Source organism: Microbacterium sp. Z11_20 (assembly GCF_057197605.1).
In genome coordinates, this window is the sequence record NZ_JBXVOQ010000002.1 from 252,955 (window position 1) to 278,832 (window position 25,878).

Genomic DNA, 25,878 nt, shown 5'->3' on the forward strand with positions numbered 1-25,878 from the left:
CCTCGCGCGCAACGGGCCGGTGAGGGCTGGGTGAGGCTCGAGCCGGTCGACGGGGGAGAGCCGCGCGATGTGCTCCGGGCGCTGCGGGCAGCGCTGGGCGCCGGCCCCGCCGTCGGGCTCGGGTCGCCCCGCGCGCCGCTTCCCACCGAGGTGCCCGCGGGGACGGCGGTGGTGGTGACCACCTCCGGCTCGACCGGGGTGCCCAAGGCGGTGGCCCTCAGCCGCAACGCCCTGATCTCCAGCGCGCTGGCCACCACCGCGCGCATCGGCGAGGGCGCGTGGCTGCTCGCACTGCCCGCGGCCTATATCGCGGGCGCGCAGGTGCTCGTCCGCTCGCTCGTGGCCGGCCGCGAACCGGCGATCCTCGCCGGATCGTTCTCCCCGAGCTCATTCGCCGCCGCCGCGCGGCTGATGGCCTCCAGCGAACACGGTGCCCGGGTGCCCACGTTCACCTCGCTGGTGCCCGCGCAGTTGCAGCGCCTCGTGGATGCGGCCGACTCCGACCCCGACGTCGCGGGTGCGCTCCGCTCGTTCGAGGCGATCCTCGTGGGCGGTCAGGCGCTCCCCGAACGGCTGCGAGAGCGCGCGGCCGCGGCCGGAGCACGGGTCGTGCGGACCTACGGCTCGACCGAGACCAGCGGCGGATGCGTCTACGACGGGATTCCGCTGGACGGTGTGCGCCTTCGCATCGTCGACGGCGAGGTGCGCGTGGCCGGGCCCGTGCTCGCCGACGGATACCTCGGGGAGCCCGAACGATCCGACGCGGCGTTCCCCCGCGACGCCGACGGCACCCGCTGGTACCGCACGGGTGACGCCGGTCTCGTCGATGACGCCGGCGTGCTCCGCCTCCACGGGCGTATCGACAACGTGATCGTGTCGGGCGGGATCAACATCTCCCTCGACCGCGTCGAGAGGGTGGTGCGCAGCATCCCCGGTCTCGAGTCGGCCGTCGTGGTCGGGGTCGACGACGCCCGGTGGGGTCAGGCGTCGGTGATCGTCGCGCCGCGTCGCGACGCACTCACGCGCAGCGAGTCGGCACAGCTGGAGGAGGCGCGCGCAGCCGTCGCCGCCGAGCTCGGCGCGCCCGCGCGGCCGTCGCGCCTCGTGCTGGTCGATGAGATCGCGCACCTGTTCACCGGCAAGCCCGACCGCGCAGCGATCAGTCGCTTCGTCTCCTCGCTCCCGGAGACCGGGCGCAGTTAGCCGGCGGGGCGCTCACCGGTGTCGACCACGCAGAAGCGGTTCCCCTCGGTGTCTTCGAGCACGATCCAGTCGGCGTCGGCGGGATACCCGTGCCAGTCGACCTCCCGCGCACCCAGCTCCAGGAGACGCTGCACTTCGGCCGATTGGTCATCGGCGTAGAGGTCGAGGTGGATGCGGGGCGGATAGTGCTGCGGGTACCCCGTCACCGACAGGGCGAGGCTCGTGCCAGGGCCGTCCCAGCCCCCTTTGTCCGGCGGGTCGAGGAGGACCCAGTCGTCGCCGGGTTCGGCGCGGTTGACGAAACCCAGCGCCCCGCGCCAGAAGTCCCCCGCGCGGGTGATGTCTTCAACGGTCAACACGATGGTGGCCATGGTCAGCATCCCGTCAGCCTGTCCCGTCCACAGGTCGATCGGGAGGGCTTGCCAACGCGCTTAGGATGGCACACCGTGGCCGCACAATCTCGCAAACGTCCCGCTCCCAGCAGCACTGCCCGGCGCCGTCCGGGCGGTAACCCGCGGAAGCGCACCGCGCCCGCTCCGGCGCCGAGCCCGGCGACGCCCGCCGACTGGGTCGGCGCGGCGCGGCTGCGCACCCTGCCTCTGGCCGTAAGCCCGGTGCTGGTGGGCACCGGGGCGGCGAACCTCGGCGCCGAGCCGTTCCACTGGGTCATCGCGCTGTTCTGCCTTCTCGTGGCCGTGAGCCTGCAGATCGGGGTGAACTTCGCCAACGACTACAGCGACGGCATCCGGGGCACCGACGATCACCGCGTGGGCCCGGCCCGCCTGACCGCGTCGCGGAAGGTGAAGCCGCGGAGCGTGCTCATCGTCGCGCTCGTCTTCTTCGGTATCGCTGCCCTTGCCGGTCTCGCGCTGGTGATCCGCACGCAGCAGTGGTGGATGCTGGCGGTGGGAGCCGCGTGCATCGTCGCGGCCTGGTTCTACACCGGTGGCAAGCGCCCGTACGGGTACGCGGGGCTGGGCGAGCTGTTCGTGTTCATCTTCTTCGGGCTGGTGGCCACCCTCGGCACCACCTGGGTGCAGGCCTTCACCCTCCCGCAGGAGGCGTGGTTCGGAGCGGTCGCGGTCGGGTTCCTCGCGTGCGCCGTGCTGCTGGCGAACAATCTCCGCGACATCGACCAGGACCGTGCCGCCGGCAAGCGCACCCTCACCGTTCGCATCGGCAAGCGCGCCACCCAGGTGCTGTACACCGTCCTGGTCCTCGCTCCGTTCGGGATCGCGGCGTACCTCGCGCTGTTCTACCCCGTCGCATGGCTGACGCTCCTGGCGCTTCTCGCGGCCATCCCGGCGATCCTCATCGTGTGGACCTACCGCGTCCCGCGGGAGCTGGTGATCGCGCTCGCGTTGACGTCGTTGACGTCTCTCGCCTACGGCGGATTCCTCTTCTGGGCGTTCTCCGGCTGACCCTCGCGGTCACGCCGGTGCGGGCCGGTGGCTGCGGTCGGGTGCGTACCGCGCCCGCCCGCGTGTCAGTGGTGCGAGCCCGGCTCCGCGTCGCTGCCGGCGTCCTCGGCGGCAGCGTCGTCTGCGGCTGTGGAGCGGCGGCGCTGGGCGAGGCCCGAGGTCACTTCGTCCAGCGGGCGGCGCAGGAACAGCAGCGACAGGCTCAGGCCGATGAGAGCGGCGAAGACGGCGGCCAGCCACGGCAGTTCCCGGAAGATGGGGAACAGGAGCAGAAGGGCGAACGGCACCACGAACGCCAGCAGCCGCAGCACCGTGTACACCAGGGCCGAGCGCGCAATCATCCGCCCAGTCTAGGTTGCGCTCACTACTGTGCCCACCGCCCGGCCCACGTCCAGGCATCGCGCCTAGGATGAGGGGATGACGAGGCTGTTGCTCATCCTGGCGCTCGTGGGCACCGCGTTCTGGGTGTACTCGATCGTCGACTGCGCACTGCAGCCCGCGACCCGTCACCGCGGCGTGAGCAAGGGTGCCTGGATTGCCATCGTGGTTCTGTTGCCGGTGCTGGGCGGCCTGCTGTGGTTCGTCGTCGGACGAGGCCGCGGTGCCGCCGCCGCCACGCGACGCGCTCCGGATGACGACCCGGAGTTCCTCGGCAGCATCGGCTCCATCGCCGACCAGGACGAGCGCATCCGCCGCCTGGAGGAGGAGCTCGCCCAGCTCGACGCGGAGGCTGACGACGAGCACTTCCGCACCGCGCCGCCCGCCGAGACACCCGACGCCGATCCGGACGCGACACCGCCGACGGGGACAGACGGCGACGACGACGCCCGCGGTCAGCGCGGCGCCGTCGGCTGAGCGTGACCGCTGCCGACGCGCGCGTGGGCGCGTCTCCCGCCACGGATGCCGCCGCCGCGCTGCTGACCGCTCTCGTCCACCGCGGCGTCGAGCACGTCGTCCTCAGCCCGGGCTCGCGCTCGCAAGCTCTGGCCCTCGTCGCGGCACACCTCGAGCGGGCGGGGCGCCTGCGCCTGCATGTCCGCATCGACGAGCGCGTCGCGGGGTTCACCGCGCTGGGCATCGGCCGCGAGACCGGCACGCCGGCGGTGGTGGTGTGCACCTCCGGTACCGCCGTGGCGAACCTCCTTCCGGCCGTTCTCGAAGCCCATCACGCCGGGGTCCCGCTGGTGCTCCTGACCGCCGATCGTCCGCCCGAACTCCGCGGCGTCGGCGCCAATCAGACCACCCGTCAGCCGGGGCTGTTCGCTCCGCACATACGCTTCGACGCCGACCTGCCGGTGCCGGATGCTCTCGATCACGACGGCACGGCGGAGGCCTCCGCGATGCTGCGCGCCGTCGCGGCAGACGCGATGGTCGCCGCCGGCGGCGGTGCCGGCCGACCGGCGGGCCCCGTCCACCTGAACCTGCCCTACCGGGAGCCGCTGGCCGGACCCCCGCCGGCGTGGCTGCCCGCCCCTGCGGCCGGTGACGCACGGAACAACGCCGGGGCGGCGCGGAACGACGCCGGTGAGGCCCGGGACGACGCCCGTGAGGCGAGCCCACACGGCGAGGCCGAATCGGGGGCGCTCTACCAGGGCGGCGGTGGCATCGGGGGCGCCGACGCGGTGCCGGCCGAGACGGCCCCGTATGCGCTCGTGCGCGGTCCTCGCACGCTCGTCGTGGCCGGGGCGGACGCCGGAACGGCCGCCGAGGAGCTCGCGCACGCCGGCGGGTGGCCCCTCGTCGCGGAGATCGTCAGCGGCGCGCGCTTCGGGCGGCACCTCGTGCACGGCTACCGCGGCCTGCTGCGCGAGCCCGAGCTCGGCGGCGCCGTGCAGCGCGCGGTGGTGTTCGGCCATCCCACTCTCAGCCGCGAGGTCGCGATGCTGCTGGCGCGCGACGACGTCGAGGTGATCGCCGTGCGCGGTCCGGGTGAGGCGCTGAACCTCAACGGCTCCACGGTCGCCGTCGATGCCGTCCGCGTCGAGGACGGGCCGCCTGACCGGGAGTGGCTGGGTCGATGGATGAGGGCGTCCGCCGCCGCATCCGTCGACCTTTCGCCGCCCGCCCCCGACGCCGAGGCCCTCTCTTCGGCGGAGCCGCAGCAGCGGCGGGGGGCCCTTGCGGCCGAGGTCGCGGTGCTGCGCGCGCCGCTTGACCGCGCCGGCCTCGTCGACGCCGCTTGGCGCGCCACCTGGCCGCACGACCGGCTCGTCTTCGGCTCGTCGCGGCTCGTGCGCGTCGCCGATGAACTCCTGGGCGGGAAGAAGGTGCCGGTCCACGCCAACCGTGGCCTCGCCGGCATCGACGGCACGGTCGCCACCGCCATGGGCATCGCCCTCGCCAGTCAGGCCGGCGGACGCGCCGGCGTGACGCGTGTCGTGCTGGGCGACCTTGCGTTCCTTCATGACGTGGGGGCGCTGCTGCTCCCGGGAGCCGAAGTCGAGCCACGCGTGCAGGTGGTCGTCGGCAACGACGGAGGCGGCACGATCTTCGACGGGCTGGAGGTGGCCGGCGTCGCCGAAGCCGAGGCGATGGACCGCGTGCTGTACACGCCGCATTCCGTGCGCAACGAGCACCTCGCCCTCGCCTATGGGTGGGAGTATCACCGCGTCACCACGCGCAGCGCGCTGGATCAACTGCTCACCTCTCCCGCCGGAGGGCGGCAACTCATCGAGGTGCCGCTGCCGCGCTGAACACGATGCGCACGACTCCGCGAGGGGCACCTTCCCCGGGCCGAGCGAGCATGATGAGGACATGACGACCTCGCCGCTCTGGACCGTCCCCGCCGCCGACGCCCTGCGTGCGGGGCCCGGATTCCGCCTGACCGACATCGATGCGCGTGCCACGCCCGGCTACGCCGGCGCGAAAGCCGACGGCGCCGCCGAGCTCGACGACGGCGGACACCTCCTCGGCGAGCTTCAGGAGCGCCTCTTCGCCCAGAGCGTCGCGGGCACCGCTACCGGGTCGGTCCTGATCCTCCTGCAGGCGATGGACACCGCCGGCAAGGGCGGCGTGGTGCGGCATGTGGTGGGTGCCGTCGATCCCCAGGGCGTGGAGCTCGTGGCATTCAAGAAGCCCACCGACGAGGAGCTGGCGCACGACTTCCTGTGGCGCATCGAGAAGCGCCTTCCCCCGCTCGGCCGGATCGGCGTGTTCGATCGGTCGCAGTACGAGGACGTTCTCATCGGCCACGTCCGCGGGCTCGCTCCAGCGGACGAGATCGAGCGGCGCTACGACGCCATCGTGCAGTTCGAGGCGGATGCCGCGGCCCGCGGCATCCGGTGGGTGAAGGTGATGTTGCACATCTCCCGCGATGAGCAGAAGGAGCGGCTGACCGAACGCCTCGAACGGCCCGACAAGCAGTGGAAGTACAACCCCGGCGACGTGGATGACCGCCAGCGGTGGGACGAGTACATGGCCGCCTATCAGGTGGCGATCGAACGCACCTCGACGGAGGCCGCCCCGTGGCATGTGGTGCCGGCCGACCGCAAGTGGTACGCGCGCCTGGCCGTTCAGCAGCTGCTCCTCGATGCGCTCGCCGCGCTCGACCCGCAGTGGCCGGCGGCGGACTACGACGTCGACGCGGAAAAGGCACGGCTGGCGGCGACCTGAGGCGCCGCTCGCGCGGGGCTCAGGTCAGCGCTTCGACGATGGGGCGGAACTTCACCCGTGTCTCGAGCAACTCCGCCTCCGGTTCGCTGCCGGCCACGATCCCCGCGCCGGCGTACGCGGTGATGGGCAGGGCGCCGTTGGCCAGGGGCAGGTCGAACTGCGCGCACCGCAGCGCGATGGCCCACTCGCCGTCGCCGGAGGCCCCGGTCCACCCGACCGCGCCGGCGTACCGCCCGCGGTCGAACGGCTCCAGTCGTCGGATCAGCTCCATCGCGACCGGGGTGGGGGTTCCCGCCACCGCCGCGGTGGGATGGAGCGCTGCGACGAGATCGAGCGACGATGAACCGTCGTCCAACACTCCCTCGACGTCGGTGGCGAGGTGCCACACGTTCGGCAGCCGCAGCGTGAAGGGCTGCTCGGCCGCGGCCAGGGCGCTGGTGTGGGGGCGCAGGGAGGCCAGGACGCTCTGCACGGCGAAGCGGTGCTCGTCCTGGTCTTTCGAGCTGTCGGTGAGGGCGAGGGATGCCGCCGCATCCGCGTCGACCTCCGCGCCGCGGGCGATCGTGCCGGCCAGCACGCGTGCGGTGACCGTGCGCTCCGACACCGTGACGAGGGTCTCGGGGCTCGCCCCGATGAGACCGTCGACGGCGAAGACCCAGCAATCGGGGTATCCGGTCAGGAGAGCACGGACCAGCCGGCGCAGATCCGCTCCGGAGGGGACGGTGCCGACGACGTCGCGTGCGAGCACGACCTTGTCGACCTCGTGCCGCGCGATCGCGCCGAGCGCGGAGCGCACGGCGTCCTGGTAGCCGCCCGCGGTCATCCGCCCCGGGCCCATCGTGGCCGACCAGTGCGGGCCGAACGGCGTGGCAGGGGGCAGCGCCGGAGAGGTGGTGTCCGCCACGGCGGGATCGCCGGCGGGCGGGGCCTCATCGCCCGCGTCGCCGAGCGTGATCCGGGTGACCCACGAACGTCCGCCACGCCGCCCGACGAGGGTCGCCGGAACGGTGAGGACACTCCCGCGCGGGGAGTCCGGATCGAAGGCGAAGGAACCGAGCGCGACCAGGCCGCTGCCGGGAAGCTCGACCGGGTCGTCGATGTCGGCGGCGGCAGCGACCGCTCGCCAGCGCGCCGCGAGGTCGGCCGCGGGGGCAGGCGTCCCCGCGTCGGCCTCGAGGCGAAGGGCGACGCCGTACGCGGCCAGCGCATCGCCCCGGCGGCTCCAGAAGAGCGGATCTCCGGCGGCCGTATGGGCGAGGACCTCCTCCACGCCGTCGATCTCCCGGGTGACGGCGCGCAGTCGCGGAGGGCCGGACGACGCGGGATGTTGCACCTTGCCAGCCTAGTTCGGTGGCAGGTCCATAGAATGCGGGCGTGAGCCATCGCCCCGAACCCGGTACGCAGGTCGACTTCCGCTGGCGGAAATGGGACGGTTCGCCGCACTGGGAGCATGACTGCGTCGTCCTCGGCAGCGACGAGCACGGCGACTGGGTGGGGCAGCAGGCCGGATGGCGCAGCGCTCGCCCGGGCCGCGAGATCTCGGCGCCGCAGCCCAACGTGACCCTCATCCCGCCCGGCGGCGAATGGGCCTTCACCTCGAACGCGGCCCCGCACCCGACGCGCGTGTACATCGACCTGGCCTGGGACGTGCAGTGGAACGAGGCCGGCGAGCCCACGGGCATCGACATGGACCTGGACGTGGTCGACGACGCGCGCCACGGCATCTGGATCGACGATCGCGACGAGTGGGACGAGCACCGCGTGCACTACGGATACCCGCTCGACATCGTGGAGCGCCTGGAGTCGGTGGCCGTGGATCTCGAGCAGCGCGTGCGGCGGCGGGACGCACCGTTCGACGACGCGACGATCGCCTTCTGGCTGGCGCGGCTCGCCTCGTTCGAGTGAACCTCCGCGGCACCGCGTCGCTGCGCCCCACGGCCTCCGGGTTCTCGGACACGGAACGGGCAGGTGCGGCTCGTAGACTCGATGGATGACCCCTGAGCCGAACCGTGCCGACCTCGGCAAAGACCCGGCCCGCGTCTCCGGGATGTTCGACCAGGTCGCAGCCGCCTACGACCGCACCAACACCGTGCTGAGCCTGGGCAACGACCGGTTCTGGCGGGTCGCCACCACGCGGGCCGTCGCTCCCCGGCCGGGGCAGCGCATCCTGGATCTCGCCGCCGGCACGGGCGCGAGCTCCGTGTCGCTCGCCCGCAGCGGCGCGGAGGTCGTCGCCGCCGACTTCTCCCCGGGGATGATCGCGGAGGGCCGGCGCCGGCACGCAGGGCTGCCGAACCTGTCGTTCGTGCAAGCCGATGCCACCGCGCTTCCCTTCGCCGACGCCGAGTTCGACGCCGTGACGATGTCGTTCGGGCTGCGGAACGTCAACGACCCGAAGAAGGCGCTGCGCGAGCTCCGTCGGGTCACCAAGCCCGGTGGCCGCATCGTCGTGTGCGAGTTCTCGCATCCGCCCTCGCGCGCGTTCTCCGGGCTGTATCGCTTCTACAACGGCCGGGTGCTCCCGGTGGTGGCCAAGGCGGTGAGCTCGAACGCGGAGGCCTACGAATACCTCAACGAGTCCATCCGCGACTGGCCCGACCAGCGCACCCTGTCGGCCTGGCTCCGGGAGGCGGGATGGGCCGACGTGGCGTACCGCAACCTCTCCTTCGGCATCGTTGCGCTGCACCGGGGCACCGCTGCGTCATCGGGACCGTCCCCCGCGGGGCGGTAGGCTGGGATGGTGACCCCCAGACCTTCCGCTGCGGGCTCGCAGATGGCGGGCAAGCTGGGCCTCACCGACCGCGTCTTCGCGGGCGTCCGTTCCCGCAGACTGCTCGCCACCGTTGAGGCGGGGCTCGAGCGGGTCGAGCAGAGCCTGGCCGCGGAGCTGCGGATGACCGATTCGCTCGCCGATGCGACCAGCCGGTACCTGTACGAAGCCGGCGGCAAGCGGGTGCGCCCGATGCTGGTGATCCTCACCTCGCAGCTGGGGGAGGGGGCCACCGACGACGTCGTCGACGGCGCCACGGCCCTGGAGATGACGCACCTCGGGTCGCTCTACCACGACGACGTCATGGATGGCGCCGATGTGCGCCGCGGAGTTCCCAGCGCCCAGACGGTGTGGGGCAACAACATCGCCATCCTCACCGGAGACCTCCTCTTCTCGCGGGCGAGCCAGATCATGGCACGGCACGGCAACCGCGCCATCCGGCTGCAGGCCGACACGTTCGAACGTCTCGTTCTCGGTCAGATGCACGAGACCGTGGGTCCGCAGCCGGGCGATGACCCCGTGGAGTTCTACCTGCGCGTGCTCTCGGACAAGACCGGATCGCTCATCGCCGCCGCCGCCGAGGCGGGCGTCGTCTTCTCCCACGGACCCGAGGAGCTCGAGGAGCCGATGCGGGTCTTCGGGGAGAAGGCCGGCGTCGCCTTCCAGCTCCTCGACGACGTGCTCGACCTCTCCGATGACGCGGACGAGACCGGCAAGGTTCCCGGAACCGACCTGCGCGCGGGCGTGCCCACCATGCCGTATCTGCTCCTCGGGCAGCGCGAGGATGCGGCATCCCGCGACCTGCACGCGCGCATCGACGACGGAGTCTCCCGCATCGTCGACGGCGGCGAGGCCGCCCTGCTGGACGATCCCCTGGCCGAGCTGCGCGAGCACGAGGCCACCCGAGCGACCCTCGACCTGGCCCATGCGTGGTCGGCCGAGGCGATCGCCGCGCTCGACCCCCTCCCGGACGGCGCCGTGCGTGAAGCCCTCACGCGGTTCGCGCAGGCCGTCTCCAACCGCTCCCGTTGACGCCCGTGCCGGCTCAGCGCACCACGCTGCGGCTGCGGCCGCAACCGAATCCGAGAGGATCCTCATGACTCAGCTCAGGCTGGCCATCGTCGGCGCAGGGCCGGCGGGCATCTACGCCGCCGACATCCTGCTGAAGGCGGAGCGCAGGTTCGACGTGTCGATCGACCTGTTCGAGCAGCTCCCCGCCCCCTACGGTCTGGTGCGCTACGGCGTCGCCCCCGACCATCCCCGCATCAAGGGCATCGTCACGGCTCTTCGCGAGGTGCTCGACCGCGGCGACATCCGCCTGTTCGGCAACGTCCGCTTCGGTGAAGACATCACCCTCGACGACCTCAAGCGCCACTACCACGCGGTGATCTTCGCCACGGGTGCCATCCGCGACACGAGCCTCGACATCCCCGGCATCGACGCCGCCGGGTCGTACGGCGCGGCGGAGTTCGTCAGCTGGTTCGACGGGCACCCCGACGTCCCGCGCACGTGGCCGCTGGATGCGACATCCATCGCCGTGATCGGAAACGGCAACGTCGCCCTCGACGTCTCCCGGATGCTCGTCAAGCACGCCGACGATCTGCTGCCCACCGAGGTGCCGGCGAACGTGTACGAGGGGCTCAAGGCCTCGCCGGTGACCGACGTGCACGTCTTCGGCCGCCGCGGGCCGGCGCAGGTGAAGTTCACGCCGCTGGAACTGCGCGAGCTCGGCGAGCTGCGTGACGTCGACACGGTCGTCTACGACGAGGACTTCGACTACGACGAGGCATCCAAAGCCGCCATCGCCAGCAACAAGCAGGTCATGGTGATCGACCGGGTCCTGCAGTCGTGGCGGAAGCGGCCGAGCGTCAACAATGCGGGCGGGGAGGCCTCGCGGCGCGTGCACCTGCACTTCTGGGCCCGCCCGGTCGAGCTGAAGACGGATGAGGCGGGCCACGTGTCGGCGTTCGTCTACGAGCGCACGCGCCCGGACGGCGAGGGCGGCGTGATGGGCACCGGCGAGCTGCGGGAAGTGCCGATCCAGGCGCTGTACCGTGCGGTCGGGTACTTCGGTTCGCCCCTTCCCGGCGTGCCGTTCGACACGCGGCACGGGGTCATCCCGAACCGCGAGGGCCAGGTGCTGCACGGGGACTCCAACGAGCCCGTGCCCGGTGTGTACGCGACGGGCTGGATCAAACGCGGCCCGGTCGGGCTCATCGGTCACACCAAGTCGGACGCCATGGAGACCGTGCGTCACCTCATCAACGACCAGGGGTCGTGGTGGCAGCCGGAGGATCCGTCCGAAGAGGCGATCCCCGCGCTGCTCGCCTCCCGCGGGGTGCAGTGGACCGACCTGGAGGGGTGGCACCGCCTCGATGAGCACGAGGTCGCCCTGGGGCTTCCGCACGAGCGCGCCCGGATCAAGGTCGTGCCGCGCGAGGAGATGGTCGCGATCTCGCGCGGCGAGTAGCAGCCCTCGCGCGGTATCTCGCGCATCGAGGGGGCGCCTCTCGCGCGCAATCTCGCGCGCACCGAGGGGGGCCTCTCGCGCGCAATCTCGCGCGGATCGAGGGTGCGCCTCTCGCGTGGAATCGAGGAGATCTCGCGCATCGAGGGGGCGTGTGCCCGATCCGTTCCTCGATTCCCGAGATCTCCGCTGTTTCCGCGACCGCGGCCGCGACCGCGACCGCGACGGTGGCCGAAGCCGCACGCGCTCGTCCTGCACAGGCCTGCGATCTGCGCACTATTCCACAGGTCATGCACACCGGCCGACCGCGGCGTGCTCTTCGGCCAGGCTGGGCCGGTGCTGCCCGACGTGTGCGGGCGGTTCGGAACCCGGTGTCCAGGCGTGCGTCCGCACCGGATCCGGGCGGCTCGGGAGGAGACCGTACGCGCGGTCCGGGATGTTGGGGACTCCTGTGCGCGAGCGGTCCTCCTTCCGCGCTGCCCGTTCGGTATCCCGACCCACCCGCCTAGGCTGACGTCATGAGTGAGGGGTGGGAGCCGGACCTGCTCGGGCCGCCGTTCGAGCGCCTGATGCTGCCTCTCGGTGAGGACGACGGCGACGAGGTCGTCGCGACCCTCGTGCGCAGCATCCCCGCCGCCGGTCTCCGTTTGTTCGGGCCGCTCCGGGATGTCGACGTGCTCTACGTGCACGGCTGGTCGGACTACTTCTTCCAGTCCGAGCTCGCGGAATTCTGGACCGCTCGAGGGGCGAGGTTCTACGCACTGGACCTGCGCCGCTACGGGCGGAGCCTCCGTCCCGGTCAAAGCCACGGCGACGTGCACTCGCTCGATGACTACGACGCCGACATCGAGGCGGCCCTGGCCGCGATGGCCGCGGGTGAGCGAGGCGCGCGCCAGCTCGTGCTGCTCGGACACTCCACCGGGGGCCTCACGCTGACGCTGTGGGCTGCGCGTCATCCGGGCCGCGCTGCGGCCCTCGTGCTGAACAGCCCGTGGCTGGAGTTGCAGCTCGGTCCCGTCGGTCGACAGGCCCTCACGCCGCTGATCAACGCCCGGGCACGCATCGACCCGCTGGGCCCGCAGCCCGTGGTGGATCTCGGCTTCTACACCCGCGCTCAGCGGGAGATCGGCTCGTTGCCCTCCTCCCCGCCGGGATGGCGGCCCGAACGCGGGTTCCCGACCCATCCCCGCTGGCTCGCGGCGGTCGTGGCAGGCCATCGACACATCGCGGACGGCGTCGACGTCGGATGCCCCGTCCTCGTGCTGCTTTCCACGCGCTCGACGCCGCCGATCCGCTGGCTCGACGATATGACGAGCACCGACTCGGTGCTCGTGGTCGACGACATCGCCCGCGCCGCCGCCCGCATCGGCATGCTCGTGACGATCGCCCGCATCGACGCGGCCATCCACGACGTCTTCCTCTCGCGCTGGCAACCGCGCACCGCCGCGTACGAGACGCTGGATCGCTGGGCGCGGGCTCTTCTCTGAGAGCACGGTCCGGGTGAAGCGGGAGCGGGTGTCAGACCGTCTGCCGCTGCTGGAGCAGAGGGCATTCGAACGGGTCGCGGTCACCGAGCCCGACGCGGTTGATGTAGCGGACGATGATGGCGTACGACTCCCACAACCCCGTCTGCGTGTACGTGACACCCTTCTCGCGGCAGTACGCCGCGATCATCGCGGAGGCCTTCCGCAGGTGCGGACGCGGCATCGACGGGAAGAGGTGATGCTCGATCTGGTAGTTGAGCCCGCCCATCGCGGTATCCAGCAGGCGGCTGCCGCGGATGTTGCGGCTCATCAGCACCTGGCGACGCAGGAAGTCCCCCTTCACGTCGGCCGGGACGATCGGCATCCCCTTGTGGTTCGGCGCGAACGACATGCCCATGAAGACCCCGAACAGCCCGAGCTGCACTCCGAGGAACGCGAACGCGATCCCCGGCGAGAGCACGAGGAATACCAGGACGAGGTAGCCGATGAGGCGTATCGCGAGGAACGTGATCTCCACGGGCCGGCGACGCAGCGGCTCCTTCGAGAACACCCGCTGAAGGCCGGCGGCGTGCAGGGATAGCCCCTCCAGCAGGAGGATCGGGAAGAAGAAGATCCCCTGATGGGCCATCAACCAGCCCAACGGCCCCTTGCGACGTTGGGCGGCCTGATCCGCGGTGAAGGAGATCACGGGCAGCTCGATGTCGGGGTCGGAGCCGATCTTGTTGGGGTTGGCGTGATGCTTGGTGTGCTTGTGCTGCCACCAGCCGTAGCTCATCCCGACGAAGAGGTTGCCGATGATCAGCGACGTCCAGTCGTTCCATTTCCCCGAGCGGAAGATCTGCCGGTGGGCGGCATCGTGCCCGAGCATCGCGATCTGGGTGAACACGACCGCCAGGACGGCGGCGGTACCCAGCTGCCACCACGAATCACCGATCCAGAGGAAGACGAGCACCATCCCCGCCACGACGACGGGAACGGCGAGCAGCTTCGTCCAGTAGTAGCCGTACCTGCGCCGCATCAGCCCGCTGGAGGTGACCAGGTGCGACAGCTCAGTGAAGTCGTTCGCGAGCTTGGGCGTCGTCGACCGGACGGATGCGGCGGCTGGTGGGACAACGTCGGTCATGGCAGACCCCTTGTCGACGTGAGTATGCAGGCGATGCTGCGGCGAACGACGCGGTCCGGGCCATTCACGCTCAGCATAAGTGCGCCCGCCACGCGCGGGAAGCCCCCGACGGGGATTGGTCGACGGCGGGGCGGGGGAGGGGCTACCGGTAGTTGACGAACTGGAGGTCGACGTCGAGGTCGGCGGACTTCAGCAGGCGGATGACCTCCTGAAGGTCGTCGCGGTTCTTCGACTGGACGCGCAACTCATCGCCCTGGATCTGCGACTTGACGGACTTGGGGCCCTCGTCGCGGATGATCTTGCCGATCTTCTTGGCATCCTCCTGCGAGATGCCCTCCTTCAGCGTGGAGACGATGCGGAATTCCTTGCCGCTGGGCGTCGGCTCGCCCGACTCGAGGCTCTTGAGCGAGATGCTGCGCTTGATGAGCTTGCTCTGGAAGACATCGAGCACCGCCTTGGCACGCTCTTCGCTGTTGGCCTTGATCAGGATGGACTCGCCGCTCCACTCGATGGACGCGCCGGTGCCCTTGAAGTCGTAGCGCTGCTCGACCTCTTTGCGGGCCTGGTTGAGGGCGTTGTCGGCTTCCTGCCGGTCGATCTTGGAAACGATGTCGAATGAGCTGTCGGCCATGACGCGAGTGTAGCCGCGACGGCTTGGGTGAGCACGGAGGGGGCTGCGGGAGTGCAAACGCTTCCGGCTCGGGTGACGGGATCACGTCTTCATATCGGATGAGCTCTCGGTTTGCACGCCATCTGGCGCTCGCTCAGACTGTAAACGCTTGCATATCGAGCCGGGGCCGAAGATGTCCGCCACAACGCGCTGACGAAGGCCCTTTCTTACAGAGAGGTACACACCGATGAAGGTGAACACCAAGGGCGCGCTGGGCTTCAGCGTCCTGATCGCCACGAGCGCGCTGGTCCTCGCCGGATGCGCCGGAAACGGCGGAGACGACGAGGGTTCGGGCGGCGGCGACGCGTCGGCGAAGCTGACCGTGTGGGTCGACGCCAACCGCGTCGACGCGCTGAAGGACGTCGCGGCCACTTTCGAGGAGGAGAAGGGCATCGAGGTCGAACTCGTCCAGCGCGACTTCACCAAGATCCAGGCCGACTTCGCTTCACAGGTGCCCACGGGTAAGGGCCCCGACATCACCGTCGGCGCGCACGACTGGCTGGGCGGCTTCGTCCAGGACGGTCTGGTCGCCCCGATCGAGCTCGGCGACAAGGCCGCGGAGTTCCAGGAAGTCGCCATCCAGGCCTTCACCAACGACGGCAACGTCTACGGCCTGCCGTACGCGACCGAGAACCTCGCGCTCATGCGCAACGTCGACCTGGCCCCCGAGGCTCCCACGTCCTTCGACGACATGATCGCCAAGGGCACCGCCGCGGGTGTGCAGTACCCGTTCGTCGTCGGCCTCGACCCCGCCAACGCCGACCCGTACCACCTGTACCCCTTCGAGACGTCGTTCGGCAACTCGGTCTTCGCACAGAACACCGACGGCAGCTACGACGGCTCCCAGCTGACCATCGGCGACGAGAGCGGACTCGCCTTCGCGTCGTGGCTGGGCCAGCAGGGCGCCGCCGGCACGATCAACCTCAACCTCACGCAGGACCTGTCCAAGGAGGCCTTCAACTCGGGCCAGACGCCGTTCATCCTCACCGGTCCGTGGAACGTCGCCGACGCCGAGGCGAAGGGCATCAACGTCGCCATCGACCCGATCCCCTCCGCCGGCGGCCAGACGGCCAAGCCGTTCGTGGGCGTGCAGGGCTTCTACCTCAACGCGAAGTCGGACAACGCGCTCGCAGCCAACGAGTTCCTCGTGAACTACCTGGCCACCGAGCCGGTCCAGACGGCGCTGTACGAGGCGGGCGACCGCCCGCCGGCCCTCACCGCGGCGTACGAGAAGGCCGCGAGCGACCCGATCATCGCCGGGTTCGGTGCTGTGGGTGCCGAAGGTGCGCCGATGCCGAGCATCCCCGAGATGGGCGCCGTGTGGGAGTTCTGGGGCGTCGCCGAGGTCGCGATCCTCAAGGGTGAAGATCCCGCCGCCGCCTGGACGAAGATGGCGGAGGACATCCAGGGCAACATCGGCGGCTGAGACCACGCGTCTCTTCCGCCAACGGATGGGGCGGTCTCCGGGCCGCCCCATCCTCACTCCCCGTTCCGACGAATGAGAAGGCCCCGAGGATGACCCTTCCCCCGGTCGAGACCGACCTGCCCACCGCGCGCCGAGACCCGGCCGCCGACAAGCGCCGCCGTCGCGCCGAGCGCTACGCCGAAGCGGCATCGGCGGGGTGGAAGGTGTGGCTGGTGAAGATCGCCGCGCTGGCGATCATCGACGCTGCGGCGGTCTACGCCACGATGGTGCTGGCCGCATCCGATCAGTGGGTGATCGCGGGCATCGTGGCGCTCGTGACCGTCGCCGTCAACGTCGTCTACCTGACGCCGGGCCTGCTTCCGGCGAAGTACCTGACGCCCGGGCTGATCTTCCTCCTGATCTTCCAGATCTTCGTCATCGGGTACACCGTGTACATCGCCTTCACCAACTACGGGTCGGGGCACAACTCGTCCAAGGATGACGCGGTCAACGCGCTCCTCCTGCAGTCGCAATCGCGGCTGGAGGACTCCGCGACGTACCCCATCACGGTGGTCGAGCAGAACGGCGTGTTCTCGCTGCTGGTGACCGACCCCGAGACCGGCGACGCCGAGGTCGGCAACAGCGACGCACCCCTCGAGCCGGTCGACGCCGAGTTCACCGGCGGGAAGGCGACCGAGGCCGACGGGTACACCACCCTCCCGTTCGCCGAGGTGATCGCGAATCAGCGGGAGATCGGCGCCATCGCGGTGCCGGTGTCCGACGATCCCAACGACGGGTACCTCCGGACGACCGACGGCTCCAGCGCCTACCTCTTCACGTCGAGCCTCCAGTGGGATGCCGACGCCGACACGATGACCGACACGCGCACCGGCGTGGTCTACCGCGACATCGGGACGGGTGCCTTCACCGCCGATGACGGCACCGAGCTCCTCCCGGGGTGGGTCGTCACGGTGGGCGTGGACAACTTCGTGCGCGCCTTCACCGAGGAGTCCATCCGGGGACCGTTCATCGCCGTGGCGATCTGGACCTTCGTCTTCGCGTTCCTCTCGGTCGCGACGACGTTCGTCCTCGGGCTCTTCCTCGCGGTGGTGTTCAACGATCCGCGCATGAAGAGCCGGAAGTACTACCGCGTCATCATGATCCTGCCGTACGCCTTCCCGGCGTTCCTGTCGGCGTTGGTGTGGGCGGGGCTGTTCAACCAGGACTTCGGCTTCATCAACCAGGTGCTGCTCGGTGGCGCCTCCATCCCGTGGCTGCAGGATGCGTGGCTCGCCAAGATCGCGATTCTCATCGTGAATCTCTGGCTCGGCTTCCCGTACATGTTCCTGGTGACCACCGGCGCCCTGCAGTCCATCCCCGACGACGTCACCGAGGCGGGGAGGGTCGACGGTGCGAGCGTGTGGCAGATCTTCCGCTACATCAAGTTCCCGCTGCTCCTGGTGTCGGTGGCGCCCCTGCTGATCTCGTCGTTCGCCTTCAACTTCAACAACTTCAACCTGATCTACATGCTCACCGGCGGCGGCCCGCGCTTCCCGGACGCGTCGATCAATGCGGGAGCCACCGACATCCTGATCTCGATGGTCTACAAGGTCGCCTTCGTGGGGCAGCTGCGCGACTTCGGGCTGGCGAGCGCGTTCTCGATCATCATCTTCGTTCTGGTGGGAGTCATCTCCTACATCTCATTCCGCCAGACCAAGGCCCTCGAGGAGCTGAACTGACATGGCGCTGGATTCGACTGCGTTGACCGGCGGCACCGGACCCGAGGTGGCCCGCGCGCCGCGACGTCCGTTCGGCGTGTGGTTCCGTCAGACCGGATGGCGCCACCTGATCGGCATCGTGATGCTGGTGTTCTGCTCCTTCCCGCTGCTCTACGTCCTGTCGGCGGCGCTGAACCCGGGTGGAACCCTGCTGACGGCGAACGGGCTGTTCCGCACGTTCAGCGTGGAGAGCTTCACGCGCCTGTTCGAAAACCCCACGCAGCCGTTCGCGGCCTGGTTCGTGAACTCGATGGTGATCGGGCTGACCACCGCGATCGGCACGGTGTTCCTCGGCGCACTGGCGGCGTACTCGTTCTCGCGGATGCGGTTCGCCGGTCGTCGCATCGGATTGCTCAGCCTGCTCCTCGTGCAGATGTTCCCGCAGCTGCTCGCCTTCGTCGCGATCTTCCTGCTGATGTCGACGATCGCCGACATCTTCCCGGCGATCGGCCTGAACACGCAGATCGGCCTCATCATGGTCTACCTCGGCGGCGCACTGGGGGTGAACACGTACCTCATGTACGGGTTCTTCAACACCGTCCCGATGTCGATCGACGAGGCGGCGAAGATCGACGGAGCGGGGCACGCCCGCATCTTCTTCACGATCATCCTGCGCCTGGTGGCGCCGATCCTCGCCGTCGTCGGGCTGCTGTCGTTCATCGCCACGCTCAACGACTTCGTGATCGCATCCGTCGTCCTCGTCGACACCGACAAGCAGACCCTGGCCGTCGGCCTGTACCGGATGGTGTCGGAGGAGACCGCGGCCAACTGGAGCCTCTTCGCCGCCGGCGCCGTCCTCGCCGCGATCCTGCCGATGGCGCTCTTCCTCGCGCTGCAGCGCTATATCGTCGGCGGGCTCACGGCGGGAAGCGTGAAGTAGGGCGTCCGCCGCCGGCCCTGCGGGGAGAGAGGCCTTCGTAGACTGGTCGCCATGCGTGCTCTGACCGAGGATGAAGTGCGGGAGTCGTTCGTGAACGCCGCCGACGACGAACGGCGGATCGTTGCCATGCCGGTGGACTTCGTTCTGACCGACTGGGACCACCTCGACTTCCTCGCGTGGCGCGACCCTCGCACCCGCGGCCGCGGCTACCTGGTCACCGAGCGCGACGGCCGGCCGATGGGCGTCGTCCTGCGCTCCTCGGAGGGATCGTCGCGTGCGCGCTCGGCGATGTGCAACCTGTGTCACACGATGCAGCCGGCCGATCAGGTGGCGCTGTTCACCGCGCGCAAGGCCGGCCCCGCCGGTTCGGCCGGTGACAGCGTGGGCACCTACATGTGCGCCGACCTGTCATGCCACGAGAACGTGCGGCTCGCGATGCCCCTCGCGCCGAGCGAGGTGCGCGCGAGCGTCGACCTGAAGATCGACGGCACCCGGCGTCGCACGGAAGCGTTCGTCGAGCGCGTGCGGGAAACCGCCGACGCATGAGCGAGCGGGTGGTCGTCGTCGGTGACGCCCTCATCGATGAACTCCGCGACGAAGCCGGCGTGCGGGAGTTCGTCGGCGGCGCGGCCCTCAACGTCGCGGTCGGCCTCGCGCGCCTGGGAAGGCCCACGACGCTGCTGGCGATGGTGGGGGATGACGAGCCGGGCGCGCGCATCCGCACGTACCTCGACGACTTCGGCGTCGAGCTGATCGCCACGCCCTCACCCCTGGGTACCTCGCGCGCCGTGAGCACCCGCTCCCGGTCGGGCGAGCCGGAGTACGTCTTCAATGAGGCGGCGCAGAATCGCCGCATCCGGTTCGGTGAGGCCGAACGTGCCGCGCTCGCCGAGGCGGCGATGGTCGTGGTCAGCTGCTTCCCGTTCGACGATGCGGAACAGACGGCGGAGTTCGCGGGGGCGGTGGATGCCGCATCCATGGCTCTGGCGATCGACCCGAACCCGCGGGCGGGGATGCTGCGCGACCGCGAGGAGTTCCTCCGCGGCTTCGAGCGACTGGCCGCCGGTGCGATCCTCGTGAAGATCGGCGAGGACGACGCGAGGCTGCTGTATCGCGAGGCGCTCGACCGCGTGCGCCCGCGGATCGCCGACCTCGGTGTCGCCGCCGTGCTGGCCACGTACGGCGCCGATGGCGCCGCGATCGACGCCGAGGGGGTGGCCGTCGCGCGCCCGATCTCCGTGCTGCCGGGGCGGATCGTGGACACGATGGGCGCCGGAGACGCCGTGCTGGCCGCGACGGTCGCGCTCTTGTACGACGGCTTTCCCGCCGGAGTCGACGAGTGGGATGCCGTGCTCGGACGGGCGATGGATGTGGCGGCCGCCACATGCCGCTTCGAAGGTGCGCTGCTCCGGCTGCCGAGCGCGCTCGAGGGGGCGGATGTCGACCGTCTCGGGACCTGACGCCGAGCGCACAGCGCAATCCGCCCCGGTGCGGATCCCCGGCGGCACGCTGCGCGGCGGCGGGCGGTGCGATGGTGTCTAGGGTGGGGGAAACGAACCCCTGGAGGACACGTGTCGGACATCACCCTTGAGCAGGCGCAAGCCGTCGTCGACGCCGCGCTGGCGGAATCGACCGAGATCGGCACCCTGATGAACGTCGCGGTCGTCGATGCCGGCGGCAACCTGAAGGCGTTCGTGCGCCAGGACGGGGCGTGGCTCGGCTCGATCGACATCGCCGTCAAGAAGGCCCGCACCGCGCGCCTGTTCGACATGAACAGCGGCTCGATCGGCGAGCTGTCGCAGCCCGGCGGCCCGCTGTACCAGATCGAGCACTCCAACGGCGGACTCATCACCTTCCCCGGCGGCGTGCCGCTCTCGCTCGACGGCGTCATCGTCGGCGCGGTCGGCGTCTCGGGCAGCACCGTGGAAGACGACCACCGGGTCGCCGCCGCAGGCGCCGCGGCGCTCTGACACGCGGATCACCGGTGTGATGCCCCTGGTTCGAGTTGCGTCGCCCAGGGGAGTAATATCGGTGATCGCGCCTCTGGTCGACTGACAAAGCCGGGCGGATGCGCACCTGGCGAGTTACCCAAGCGGCCAAAGGGATCTGACTGTAAATCAGACTGCTCAGCATTCGGGGGTTCGAATCCCTCACTCGCCACCACATGACAAAGCCCCCGCATGCGGGGGCTTTGTCGTTGCCGGGTGGTCCCCGAGGCTCACGGCGCCACGGACGCTGCCAGCTCCTCGCCGTATCGCGCGGTCCGGACGATGCCGTCCGCGAGCACGGGCCACAGGCCTGGGGGGATGAGGTGTCCCATGCCGGCGTGCACCTGGAGTTCGGCGTGGGGGAGCGCAGCGGCGATATCGGCGGCCGCGCTCCAGTGCAGCACGTCGTCGTCGCGGCCGTGGAACACCAGTGCTGGTGCGGCCACGCCACGCAGGCGATCGAGCCGTTCGGGTGCTCGCATGAGTGCGGCCCACTGGCGCGAGAAACCCTCGGGGAAGTAGCCCCGATCGAACGCTTCGCCGGCCGCCTGCTCCATCCAGGCGACGTCGATGGGGTAACGGATGCTGCCGGCCGCGCGCGCGAATTCGCCGGCACCCGCGACGAGCACGTCGCGCGGAAACCGCTGGACCGCGGCGGTCAGATCGGCGCGGTCGCCGTGAAGGACGTACCGCGGATCGCGTCCGGGGATGGTGGAGAGGAGGCCGAGACTGCGGACCCGCGCGGGATGGTCGAGTGCGACCATCTGGGCCATCATCCCGCCCATGGAATGACCCACCAGGTGCGCGGCCGCGACGCCCAGGGAGTCCAGGACGCGGACCACGTCGTCGCCCAGGTCGCTCAACCCGTACCCGCCGTCGATGGCGTCGGGCCCTCCGAACCGGCGCGATGCGCCCGTGTCGCGATTGTCGAAGCGCACGACGCGGAATCCTTCGCGCACGAGGAGATCGATGAACTCCACCGGCCAGGAGATCATCTGCGCACCCCCGCCGGAGATGAGCACGATCAGCGGCGCGGTGCCGTCGCCGAAGACCTCGTAGAAGATCTCGACGTCGTCGGCGTCGGTGTACGGCATCCCCTCATCCTTCCTCGTGCAGAGATGGTCGATACGGCGAGCCGGTCACGCCGCCGGAAAGGGCGACGATGCGCTGGAGAGCGCCGCGACCGAGAACGCCGAGATGTCGTCGGTGGTCGCACCGTCCACCGCGAGCTCGGCGAGGACGCGCCCGATGGCCGGCGTGAATTTGAACGCGTGACCGGCACCCAGCGCCACGATGATGTCGGGATGCTCGTCCAGCGGTCCGATCACGAACCGGCGGTCCGGCGTGATCGCGTACTGGCACGTGACCGTGCGCAGCACCTCGCCGCTTCCGGGGATCGTGGTCCCCATGAACGACGTCAGCTGCTGGACGAGCTCGGGCGAGGGGACGAACGTGCGCTCGGTCGGCGTCATGACGTTTCCGGAGAGGTCGCGCGCGGCCTTGATCGTGGGCTCCCCGTAGGTGGGGAACCCGTAGAAGCAGTACTCGTCCTCCCAGATCCACACCGGGAAGCGGTCGCGGTCGTACCCGTCAGGATCGATCGGCTTGAAGTAGCTGACCTGCTCCTGCATGACCACGAGCGGGATGCTGGCACCCAGGGGCTCGAGGAGGGTGTTGGTCCACGCATCCGTGGCGAGGATCACCTTTCCCGCGTGCACGTCGCCCTTCGGGGTGTGCACCGTCACGCCGCCCGCCCCCGGAGTGACCCGCTCGACCGGTGTGCGGTCGCGGAGCACGGCGCCGTGCGCCCTGGCCTGCATCTGAAGGGCCGCGACCGAGCGGGCGGCGTGCACGATGCCGGAGTCGGGTGTGTACACCGTCTCGACGTTGTCGGGGAGGGAGAACTGCGGCCACCTCTCGCTCACCTCGGCCGGGGCCAGCAGTTCGTAAGCGACGCCCGCGTCACCGAGGCTCGCGGTGAAATCGGCCGCGGCGTAGGGGCCGTCGGTGGGGATGAAGATGAGCCCCCCGGTGATGTCGACGAACCGCTCTCCCGAGACCTCCTCGAACTCCGCCCAGTCACGGTAGGCGGATTGGGCGAGGCGCACGTACTCCGGTGCCCCGTAGGAGGTGCGCAGGATGCGGGAGGTGTCATGGGAGGCGCCGCGCACGTGGCCGAGTTCGAACTGCTCGAACGCGACGACCTTCACCCCCTTGCGTGCCAGGTGGTAGGCGGCAGCGCTTCCGAGGGCGCCCAGACCGACGACGGCGACGTCGAACTTCTCCATGTGGTGCTTCTCTTCCGATCGATGCGCGGGCGGATTAGAGGACTTTGGCCAGGAACGAGCGGGTGCGCTGATGCTTCGGATCGCCGAGCACCTGCTCGGGCGGGCCGGTTTCGACGACCACGCCGCCGTCCATGAACGTGACGGTGTCGGCGACCTCCCGGGCGAACCCGATCTCGTGGGTGACCACGATCATCGTCATCCCGTCGGCGGCGAGGCCCCGCATGACGTCGAGCACCTCGCCGACGAGCTCGGGGTCGAGGGCCGAGGTGGGCTCATCGAACAGCATCAGCTTGGGTCGCATGTTCAGCGCACGCGCGATGGCCACGCGCTGCTGCTGACCGCCCGAAAGCGAGCGCGGGTATGCGGTGGCCTTGTCGGCCAGACCCACCCGATCCAGGAGCCCGAGCGCGCGCTGAGTGGCGACCTTGGGCTTCTCGTGGCGCACCTGCACGGGCGCCTCGATGAGGTTTTCCAGCACCGTCATGTGCGGGAACAGGTTGAACTGCTGGAACACCATCCCGATCTCGCTCCGCCGCGTGGCGATCTCCGCGTCGCGCAATTCGTACAGGCGCCCGTTGTGCCGTCGGTAGCCGACCAGTTCGCCGGCCACGCTGATGGTTCCCGCGTTGATCTTCTCGAGGTGGTTGATGCAGCGCAGGAATGTGCTCTTCCCCGACCCCGAGGGGCCGAGCAGGCACATGACCTCGCCCTGGGCGACGGCGAGGTCGATGCCGCGCACGACCAGGTTGCTGCCGTAGTACTTGTGCACGCCCTTGGCTTCGACCATGGGCGCGGTCGAGGTCTCGGTCATGAGCGGTTCCCTTCGGTGGGGACGGGTCCGGTCGCATCCGCGGGCGGCGCCGGCCGCGAATGCCGGGGGATGAGCCCACGGATGACCGCGGTGAGGGCGGAGTGCTCGTGCACGCGAAGGTCGCCGCGCTTGAAATACCGTTCGATGTAGTACTGCCCGATGCTCAGCACGGTCGTCAGGATCAGGTACCAGAGGCTCACGGTGATCAGGAGCGGGATCACCTGATACGTGCGCGAGTAGATCGCCTGCACCTGCCACAGGAGTTCCGGGATGGCGATGACGCTCACCAGCGAGGTCGTCTTGAGCATCGAGATCGTCTCGTTGCCGGTGGGCGGGATGATGACGCGCATGGCCTGCGGCAGCACGATGCGGCGGAACACCTGCGCCTTCCGCATCCCGAGCGCCTGAGCCGCGTGATTCTGGCCCGGGTCGACCGACTGCAGGCCGGCGCGGACGATCTCGGACATGTACGCGCCCTCGTTCAGCCCCAGTCCGAGCACCGCGGCGATGAACGGGGTGATGAGCGCGTTCGTGTCGAAGGAGACGAACGACGGGCCGAACGGGATACCGAACGCCAGCACCGGGTACAGGGCGGCGAGGTTGAACCAGAAGATGAGCTGCACGAGCAGCGGCGTGCCGCGGAAGAACCCGATGTACAGCCCGGCCGCACCGGCGACGACGGGGTTGCGGGATTCTCGTCCGAGGGCCATGACGACGCCGATCGCGATGCCGACCAGCATCGCGATCACGGTGAGCACGATCGTCACCACCAGGCCGTTGAGCACCTGGCCGTTGAGGAAATACCCGAAGACGATGTCCCACTGGAACCGCGGATTCGTCAGCAACGACTGCACGAGCAGCGCCGCGAGAACGAGCATGATCACCGTGATGATCCACCGCCCGTACCGGCGGACCGGGACGACTTTGGGCGGCGCCTCGCCGCCGGCTGCCGTCGGCGGCGAGGCGGTCACCACCGTCTGGTCAGCTCGGGGCATCCGTGAACACTTCCGACTCGGTGATCGCGCCGCTTTCCACGCCCCACTTCGACAGGATCTGCTCGTACGTGCCGTCCTCGATCAGCTTGTTCATGGCAGCGGCCACGGCGGGGGCGAACGGCGAACCCTGGGGGAGGGCGAAGCCCCACGTGCTGGGGTCGTAGTTCTCCTGCAGCACTTCGAGCTGACCGCCCGAGAGTTCGGCGACATAGGCCAGCGGCCCGTAGTCCGACATGCTGGCGTCGGCGCGACCGGTGGTCAGGGCGAGCGTCGCATCGGGCTGCGTGGGGAACACCTGGACGTCGATCGGCTCCTCACCCGCGGCGGTGCACTCCTCGGTGAAGATCGGCATGTAGTTGTCGGCGTAGACGGTGCCCTTCTGCACCGCGATGACCCGGCCGCACATCGACTCGAGGTCGATGTCCTTGGGGTTTCCGGTCGGGACGATCAGCGACGTGCCGCCGGAGAAGTTGCTCACGAAGTCGACGACCTTCTGGCGGTCGGGGGTGATGCTGAACCCGCCTGCGGCCATGGGGACGCGGTTGGTCTGCAGCGCGGGGATCATGGCGTCGAACTTGATGTCTTCGAACACCGTCTCCAGCCCCAGCACGTCGCCGAGAGCGTGGACCGTCTCGATGTCGGCGCCGATGAGGGTGGAGCCGTCCTCGGACAGGAGATAGAACGGGGCGTATCCCGGTCCGCCGGCGACGTGAAGCTCCCCGGTGTCGGCGATTTCGGCCGGCACGAGGTCGGCGATGCTCTGGTCGAAGGTGCCGGGAATGAAGTCCGTCGGCAGCGCCGATGCGCTCGGGGCGGCGGATGCGTCGGGGGCGGTGCTCCCCGAGGCGCAGCCGGCGAGCAGGGCGACAGTGCCGAGGGCTGCGACGGCCGATATGGCTGCGGTGCGGGAGCGGTGGCTGGGGAACAGTTTCATGGGATCTCCGAATGCGGGCGACGGTGACAGGCGGGAGGGCGCGCCGGAC

General features: G+C 70.0%; 26 protein-coding genes and 1 tRNA gene. 17 read left to right on the forward strand and 10 right to left on the reverse strand.

Annotated elements, in window-relative coordinates:
- The first annotated feature begins 30 nt into the window (after positions 1-30).
- The gene (locus AC2DFQ_RS06195) at positions 31-1,203 is read left to right on the forward strand and encodes an AMP-binding protein (protein ID WP_484533282.1); all 1,173 of its coding nucleotides are present in this window, start codon (positions 31-33) and stop codon (positions 1,201-1,203) included.
- On the opposite strand, the gene AC2DFQ_RS06200 is transcribed toward AC2DFQ_RS06195, so the two are convergent.
- Positions 1,200-1,583: a VOC family protein gene (locus AC2DFQ_RS06200; protein WP_484533283.1), complete on the reverse strand. Its 384-nt coding sequence runs from the start codon at positions 1,581-1,583 to the stop codon at positions 1,200-1,202. The genes AC2DFQ_RS06195 and AC2DFQ_RS06200 overlap by 4 nt on opposite strands.
- A 66-nt stretch (positions 1,584-1,649) precedes the next feature.
- Between AC2DFQ_RS06200 and AC2DFQ_RS06205 the strand changes: the two genes are divergently transcribed.
- Entirely contained in the window at positions 1,650-2,624 is a 975-nt protein-coding gene (locus tag AC2DFQ_RS06205) for a 1,4-dihydroxy-2-naphthoate polyprenyltransferase (protein ID WP_484533284.1), read from the forward strand.
- Between the two features lie 65 nt (positions 2,625-2,689).
- Here AC2DFQ_RS06205 and AC2DFQ_RS06210 read toward each other — a convergent pair whose 3' ends face one another.
- On the reverse strand, positions 2,690-2,965 hold the full coding sequence (locus AC2DFQ_RS06210; RefSeq protein WP_484533285.1) for a DUF4229 domain-containing protein: 276 nt from the start codon (positions 2,963-2,965) through the stop codon (positions 2,690-2,692).
- Between the two features lie 76 nt (positions 2,966-3,041).
- Between AC2DFQ_RS06210 and AC2DFQ_RS06215 the strand changes: the two genes are divergently transcribed.
- The 3 genes from AC2DFQ_RS06215 to AC2DFQ_RS06225 all read left to right on the forward strand — a co-directional run bounded on the left by AC2DFQ_RS06215 (position 3,042) and on the right by AC2DFQ_RS06225 (position 6,236).
- Complete coding sequence (locus AC2DFQ_RS06215; RefSeq protein WP_484508324.1) at positions 3,042-3,479, forward strand: PLDc N-terminal domain-containing protein; 438 nt, start codon at positions 3,042-3,044, stop codon at positions 3,477-3,479.
- A gap of 2 nt (positions 3,480-3,481) precedes the next feature.
- Positions 3,482-5,317 (forward strand): 2-succinyl-5-enolpyruvyl-6-hydroxy-3-cyclohexene-1-carboxylic-acid synthase, encoded by a 1,836-nt coding sequence (gene menD / locus AC2DFQ_RS06220; protein WP_484533286.1) that lies wholly within the window; start codon positions 3,482-3,484, stop codon positions 5,315-5,317.
- A gap of 61 nt (positions 5,318-5,378) precedes the next feature.
- Positions 5,379-6,236 carry a PPK2 family polyphosphate kinase gene (locus tag AC2DFQ_RS06225; protein ID WP_484533287.1) on the forward strand — a complete coding sequence of 286 codons (858 nt, stop codon included), beginning with the start codon at positions 5,379-5,381 and terminating at the stop codon, positions 6,234-6,236.
- Between the two features lie 19 nt (positions 6,237-6,255).
- Here AC2DFQ_RS06225 and AC2DFQ_RS06230 read toward each other — a convergent pair whose 3' ends face one another.
- Positions 6,256-7,569, reverse strand: coding sequence for an isochorismate synthase (locus tag AC2DFQ_RS06230; RefSeq protein ID WP_484533288.1), 1,314 nt, complete (start codon positions 7,567-7,569; stop codon positions 6,256-6,258).
- A 41-nt stretch (positions 7,570-7,610) separates the two neighbouring features.
- Here AC2DFQ_RS06230 and AC2DFQ_RS06235 point away from each other — a divergent pair, with 41 nt between their 5' ends.
- The 5 genes from AC2DFQ_RS06235 to AC2DFQ_RS06255 all read left to right on the forward strand — a co-directional run bounded on the left by AC2DFQ_RS06235 (position 7,611) and on the right by AC2DFQ_RS06255 (position 12,960).
- Positions 7,611-8,141: a DUF402 domain-containing protein gene (locus tag AC2DFQ_RS06235; protein ID WP_484533289.1), complete on the forward strand. Its 531-nt coding sequence runs from the start codon at positions 7,611-7,613 to the stop codon at positions 8,139-8,141.
- Between the two features lie 85 nt (positions 8,142-8,226).
- Complete coding sequence (locus AC2DFQ_RS06240) at positions 8,227-8,967, forward strand: demethylmenaquinone methyltransferase (RefSeq protein WP_484533290.1); 741 nt, start codon at positions 8,227-8,229, stop codon at positions 8,965-8,967.
- A gap of 9 nt (positions 8,968-8,976) precedes the next feature.
- Positions 8,977-10,038, forward strand: a complete 1,062-nt coding sequence (locus AC2DFQ_RS06245; protein ID WP_484533291.1) for a polyprenyl synthetase family protein — start codon at positions 8,977-8,979, stop codon at positions 10,036-10,038.
- Positions 10,039-10,102: 64 nt separating this feature from the next.
- Positions 10,103-11,476: an FAD-dependent oxidoreductase gene (locus AC2DFQ_RS06250; protein ID WP_484508335.1), complete on the forward strand. Its 1,374-nt coding sequence runs from the start codon at positions 10,103-10,105 to the stop codon at positions 11,474-11,476.
- A gap of 515 nt (positions 11,477-11,991) precedes the next feature.
- Complete coding sequence (locus AC2DFQ_RS06255) at positions 11,992-12,960, forward strand: alpha/beta hydrolase (protein WP_484533292.1); 969 nt, start codon at positions 11,992-11,994, stop codon at positions 12,958-12,960.
- Between the two features lie 31 nt (positions 12,961-12,991).
- Here AC2DFQ_RS06255 and AC2DFQ_RS06260 read toward each other — a convergent pair whose 3' ends face one another.
- Positions 12,992-14,080, reverse strand: a complete 1,089-nt coding sequence (locus AC2DFQ_RS06260; RefSeq protein ID WP_484533293.1) for a fatty acid desaturase family protein — start codon at positions 14,078-14,080, stop codon at positions 12,992-12,994.
- Positions 14,081-14,222: 142 nt separating this feature from the next.
- Positions 14,223-14,711 carry a YajQ family cyclic di-GMP-binding protein gene (locus tag AC2DFQ_RS06265; RefSeq protein ID WP_484508338.1) on the reverse strand — a complete coding sequence of 163 codons (489 nt, stop codon included), beginning with the start codon at positions 14,709-14,711 and terminating at the stop codon, positions 14,223-14,225.
- Positions 14,712-14,937: 226 nt separating this feature from the next.
- Between AC2DFQ_RS06265 and AC2DFQ_RS06270 the strand changes: the two genes are divergently transcribed.
- The 7 genes from AC2DFQ_RS06270 to AC2DFQ_RS06300 all read left to right on the forward strand — a co-directional run bounded on the left by AC2DFQ_RS06270 (position 14,938) and on the right by AC2DFQ_RS06300 (position 20,976).
- Positions 14,938-16,176 (forward strand): sugar ABC transporter substrate-binding protein, encoded by a 1,239-nt coding sequence (locus tag AC2DFQ_RS06270; protein WP_484508339.1) that lies wholly within the window; start codon positions 14,938-14,940, stop codon positions 16,174-16,176.
- 89 nt (positions 16,177-16,265) lie between these two features.
- A complete protein-coding gene (locus tag AC2DFQ_RS06275) occupies positions 16,266-17,894 on the forward strand; it encodes an ABC transporter permease subunit (RefSeq protein ID WP_484533294.1) in 1,629 nt (542 codons plus the stop codon).
- Position 17,895: 1 nt separating this feature from the next.
- Positions 17,896-18,813 (forward strand): sugar ABC transporter permease, encoded by a 918-nt coding sequence (locus tag AC2DFQ_RS06280; protein ID WP_484533295.1) that lies wholly within the window; start codon positions 17,896-17,898, stop codon positions 18,811-18,813.
- 51 nt (positions 18,814-18,864) lie between these two features.
- Entirely contained in the window at positions 18,865-19,359 is a 495-nt protein-coding gene (locus AC2DFQ_RS06285; RefSeq protein ID WP_484508342.1) for an FBP domain-containing protein, read from the forward strand.
- Entirely contained in the window at positions 19,356-20,273 is a 918-nt protein-coding gene (locus AC2DFQ_RS06290; protein WP_484533296.1) for a PfkB family carbohydrate kinase, read from the forward strand. The genes AC2DFQ_RS06285 and AC2DFQ_RS06290 overlap by 4 nt, the downstream gene beginning before the upstream one ends.
- Before the next feature lie 111 nt (positions 20,274-20,384).
- Positions 20,385-20,783, forward strand: coding sequence for a GlcG/HbpS family heme-binding protein (locus AC2DFQ_RS06295; protein WP_484508344.1), 399 nt, complete (start codon positions 20,385-20,387; stop codon positions 20,781-20,783).
- A 108-nt stretch (positions 20,784-20,891) separates the two neighbouring features.
- Positions 20,892-20,976, forward strand: a tRNA-Tyr gene (locus AC2DFQ_RS06300).
- Between the two features lie 55 nt (positions 20,977-21,031).
- On the opposite strand, the gene AC2DFQ_RS06305 is transcribed toward AC2DFQ_RS06300, so the two are convergent.
- The 5 genes from AC2DFQ_RS06305 to AC2DFQ_RS06325 are packed head-to-tail and all read right to left on the reverse strand — an operon-like array spanning position 21,032 to position 25,829.
- On the reverse strand, positions 21,032-21,895 hold the full coding sequence (locus AC2DFQ_RS06305) for an alpha/beta fold hydrolase (RefSeq protein ID WP_484508345.1): 864 nt from the start codon (positions 21,893-21,895) through the stop codon (positions 21,032-21,034).
- A 45-nt stretch (positions 21,896-21,940) separates the two neighbouring features.
- Positions 21,941-23,089 carry an N-methyl-L-tryptophan oxidase gene (gene solA / locus AC2DFQ_RS06310; RefSeq protein ID WP_484533297.1) on the reverse strand — a complete coding sequence of 383 codons (1,149 nt, stop codon included), beginning with the start codon at positions 23,087-23,089 and terminating at the stop codon, positions 21,941-21,943.
- A 34-nt stretch (positions 23,090-23,123) separates the two neighbouring features.
- Positions 23,124-23,900 (reverse strand): amino acid ABC transporter ATP-binding protein, encoded by a 777-nt coding sequence (locus AC2DFQ_RS06315; RefSeq protein ID WP_484508347.1) that lies wholly within the window; start codon positions 23,898-23,900, stop codon positions 23,124-23,126.
- On the reverse strand, positions 23,897-24,895 hold the full coding sequence (locus AC2DFQ_RS06320) for an amino acid ABC transporter permease (RefSeq protein ID WP_484508348.1): 999 nt from the start codon (positions 24,893-24,895) through the stop codon (positions 23,897-23,899). The genes AC2DFQ_RS06315 and AC2DFQ_RS06320 overlap by 4 nt, the downstream gene beginning before the upstream one ends.
- Positions 24,882-25,829: an ABC transporter substrate-binding protein gene (locus AC2DFQ_RS06325; protein ID WP_484533298.1), complete on the reverse strand. Its 948-nt coding sequence runs from the start codon at positions 25,827-25,829 to the stop codon at positions 24,882-24,884. Before AC2DFQ_RS06325 ends, AC2DFQ_RS06320 begins: the two co-directional genes overlap by 14 nt.
- Positions 25,830-25,878 lie beyond the last annotated feature (49 nt).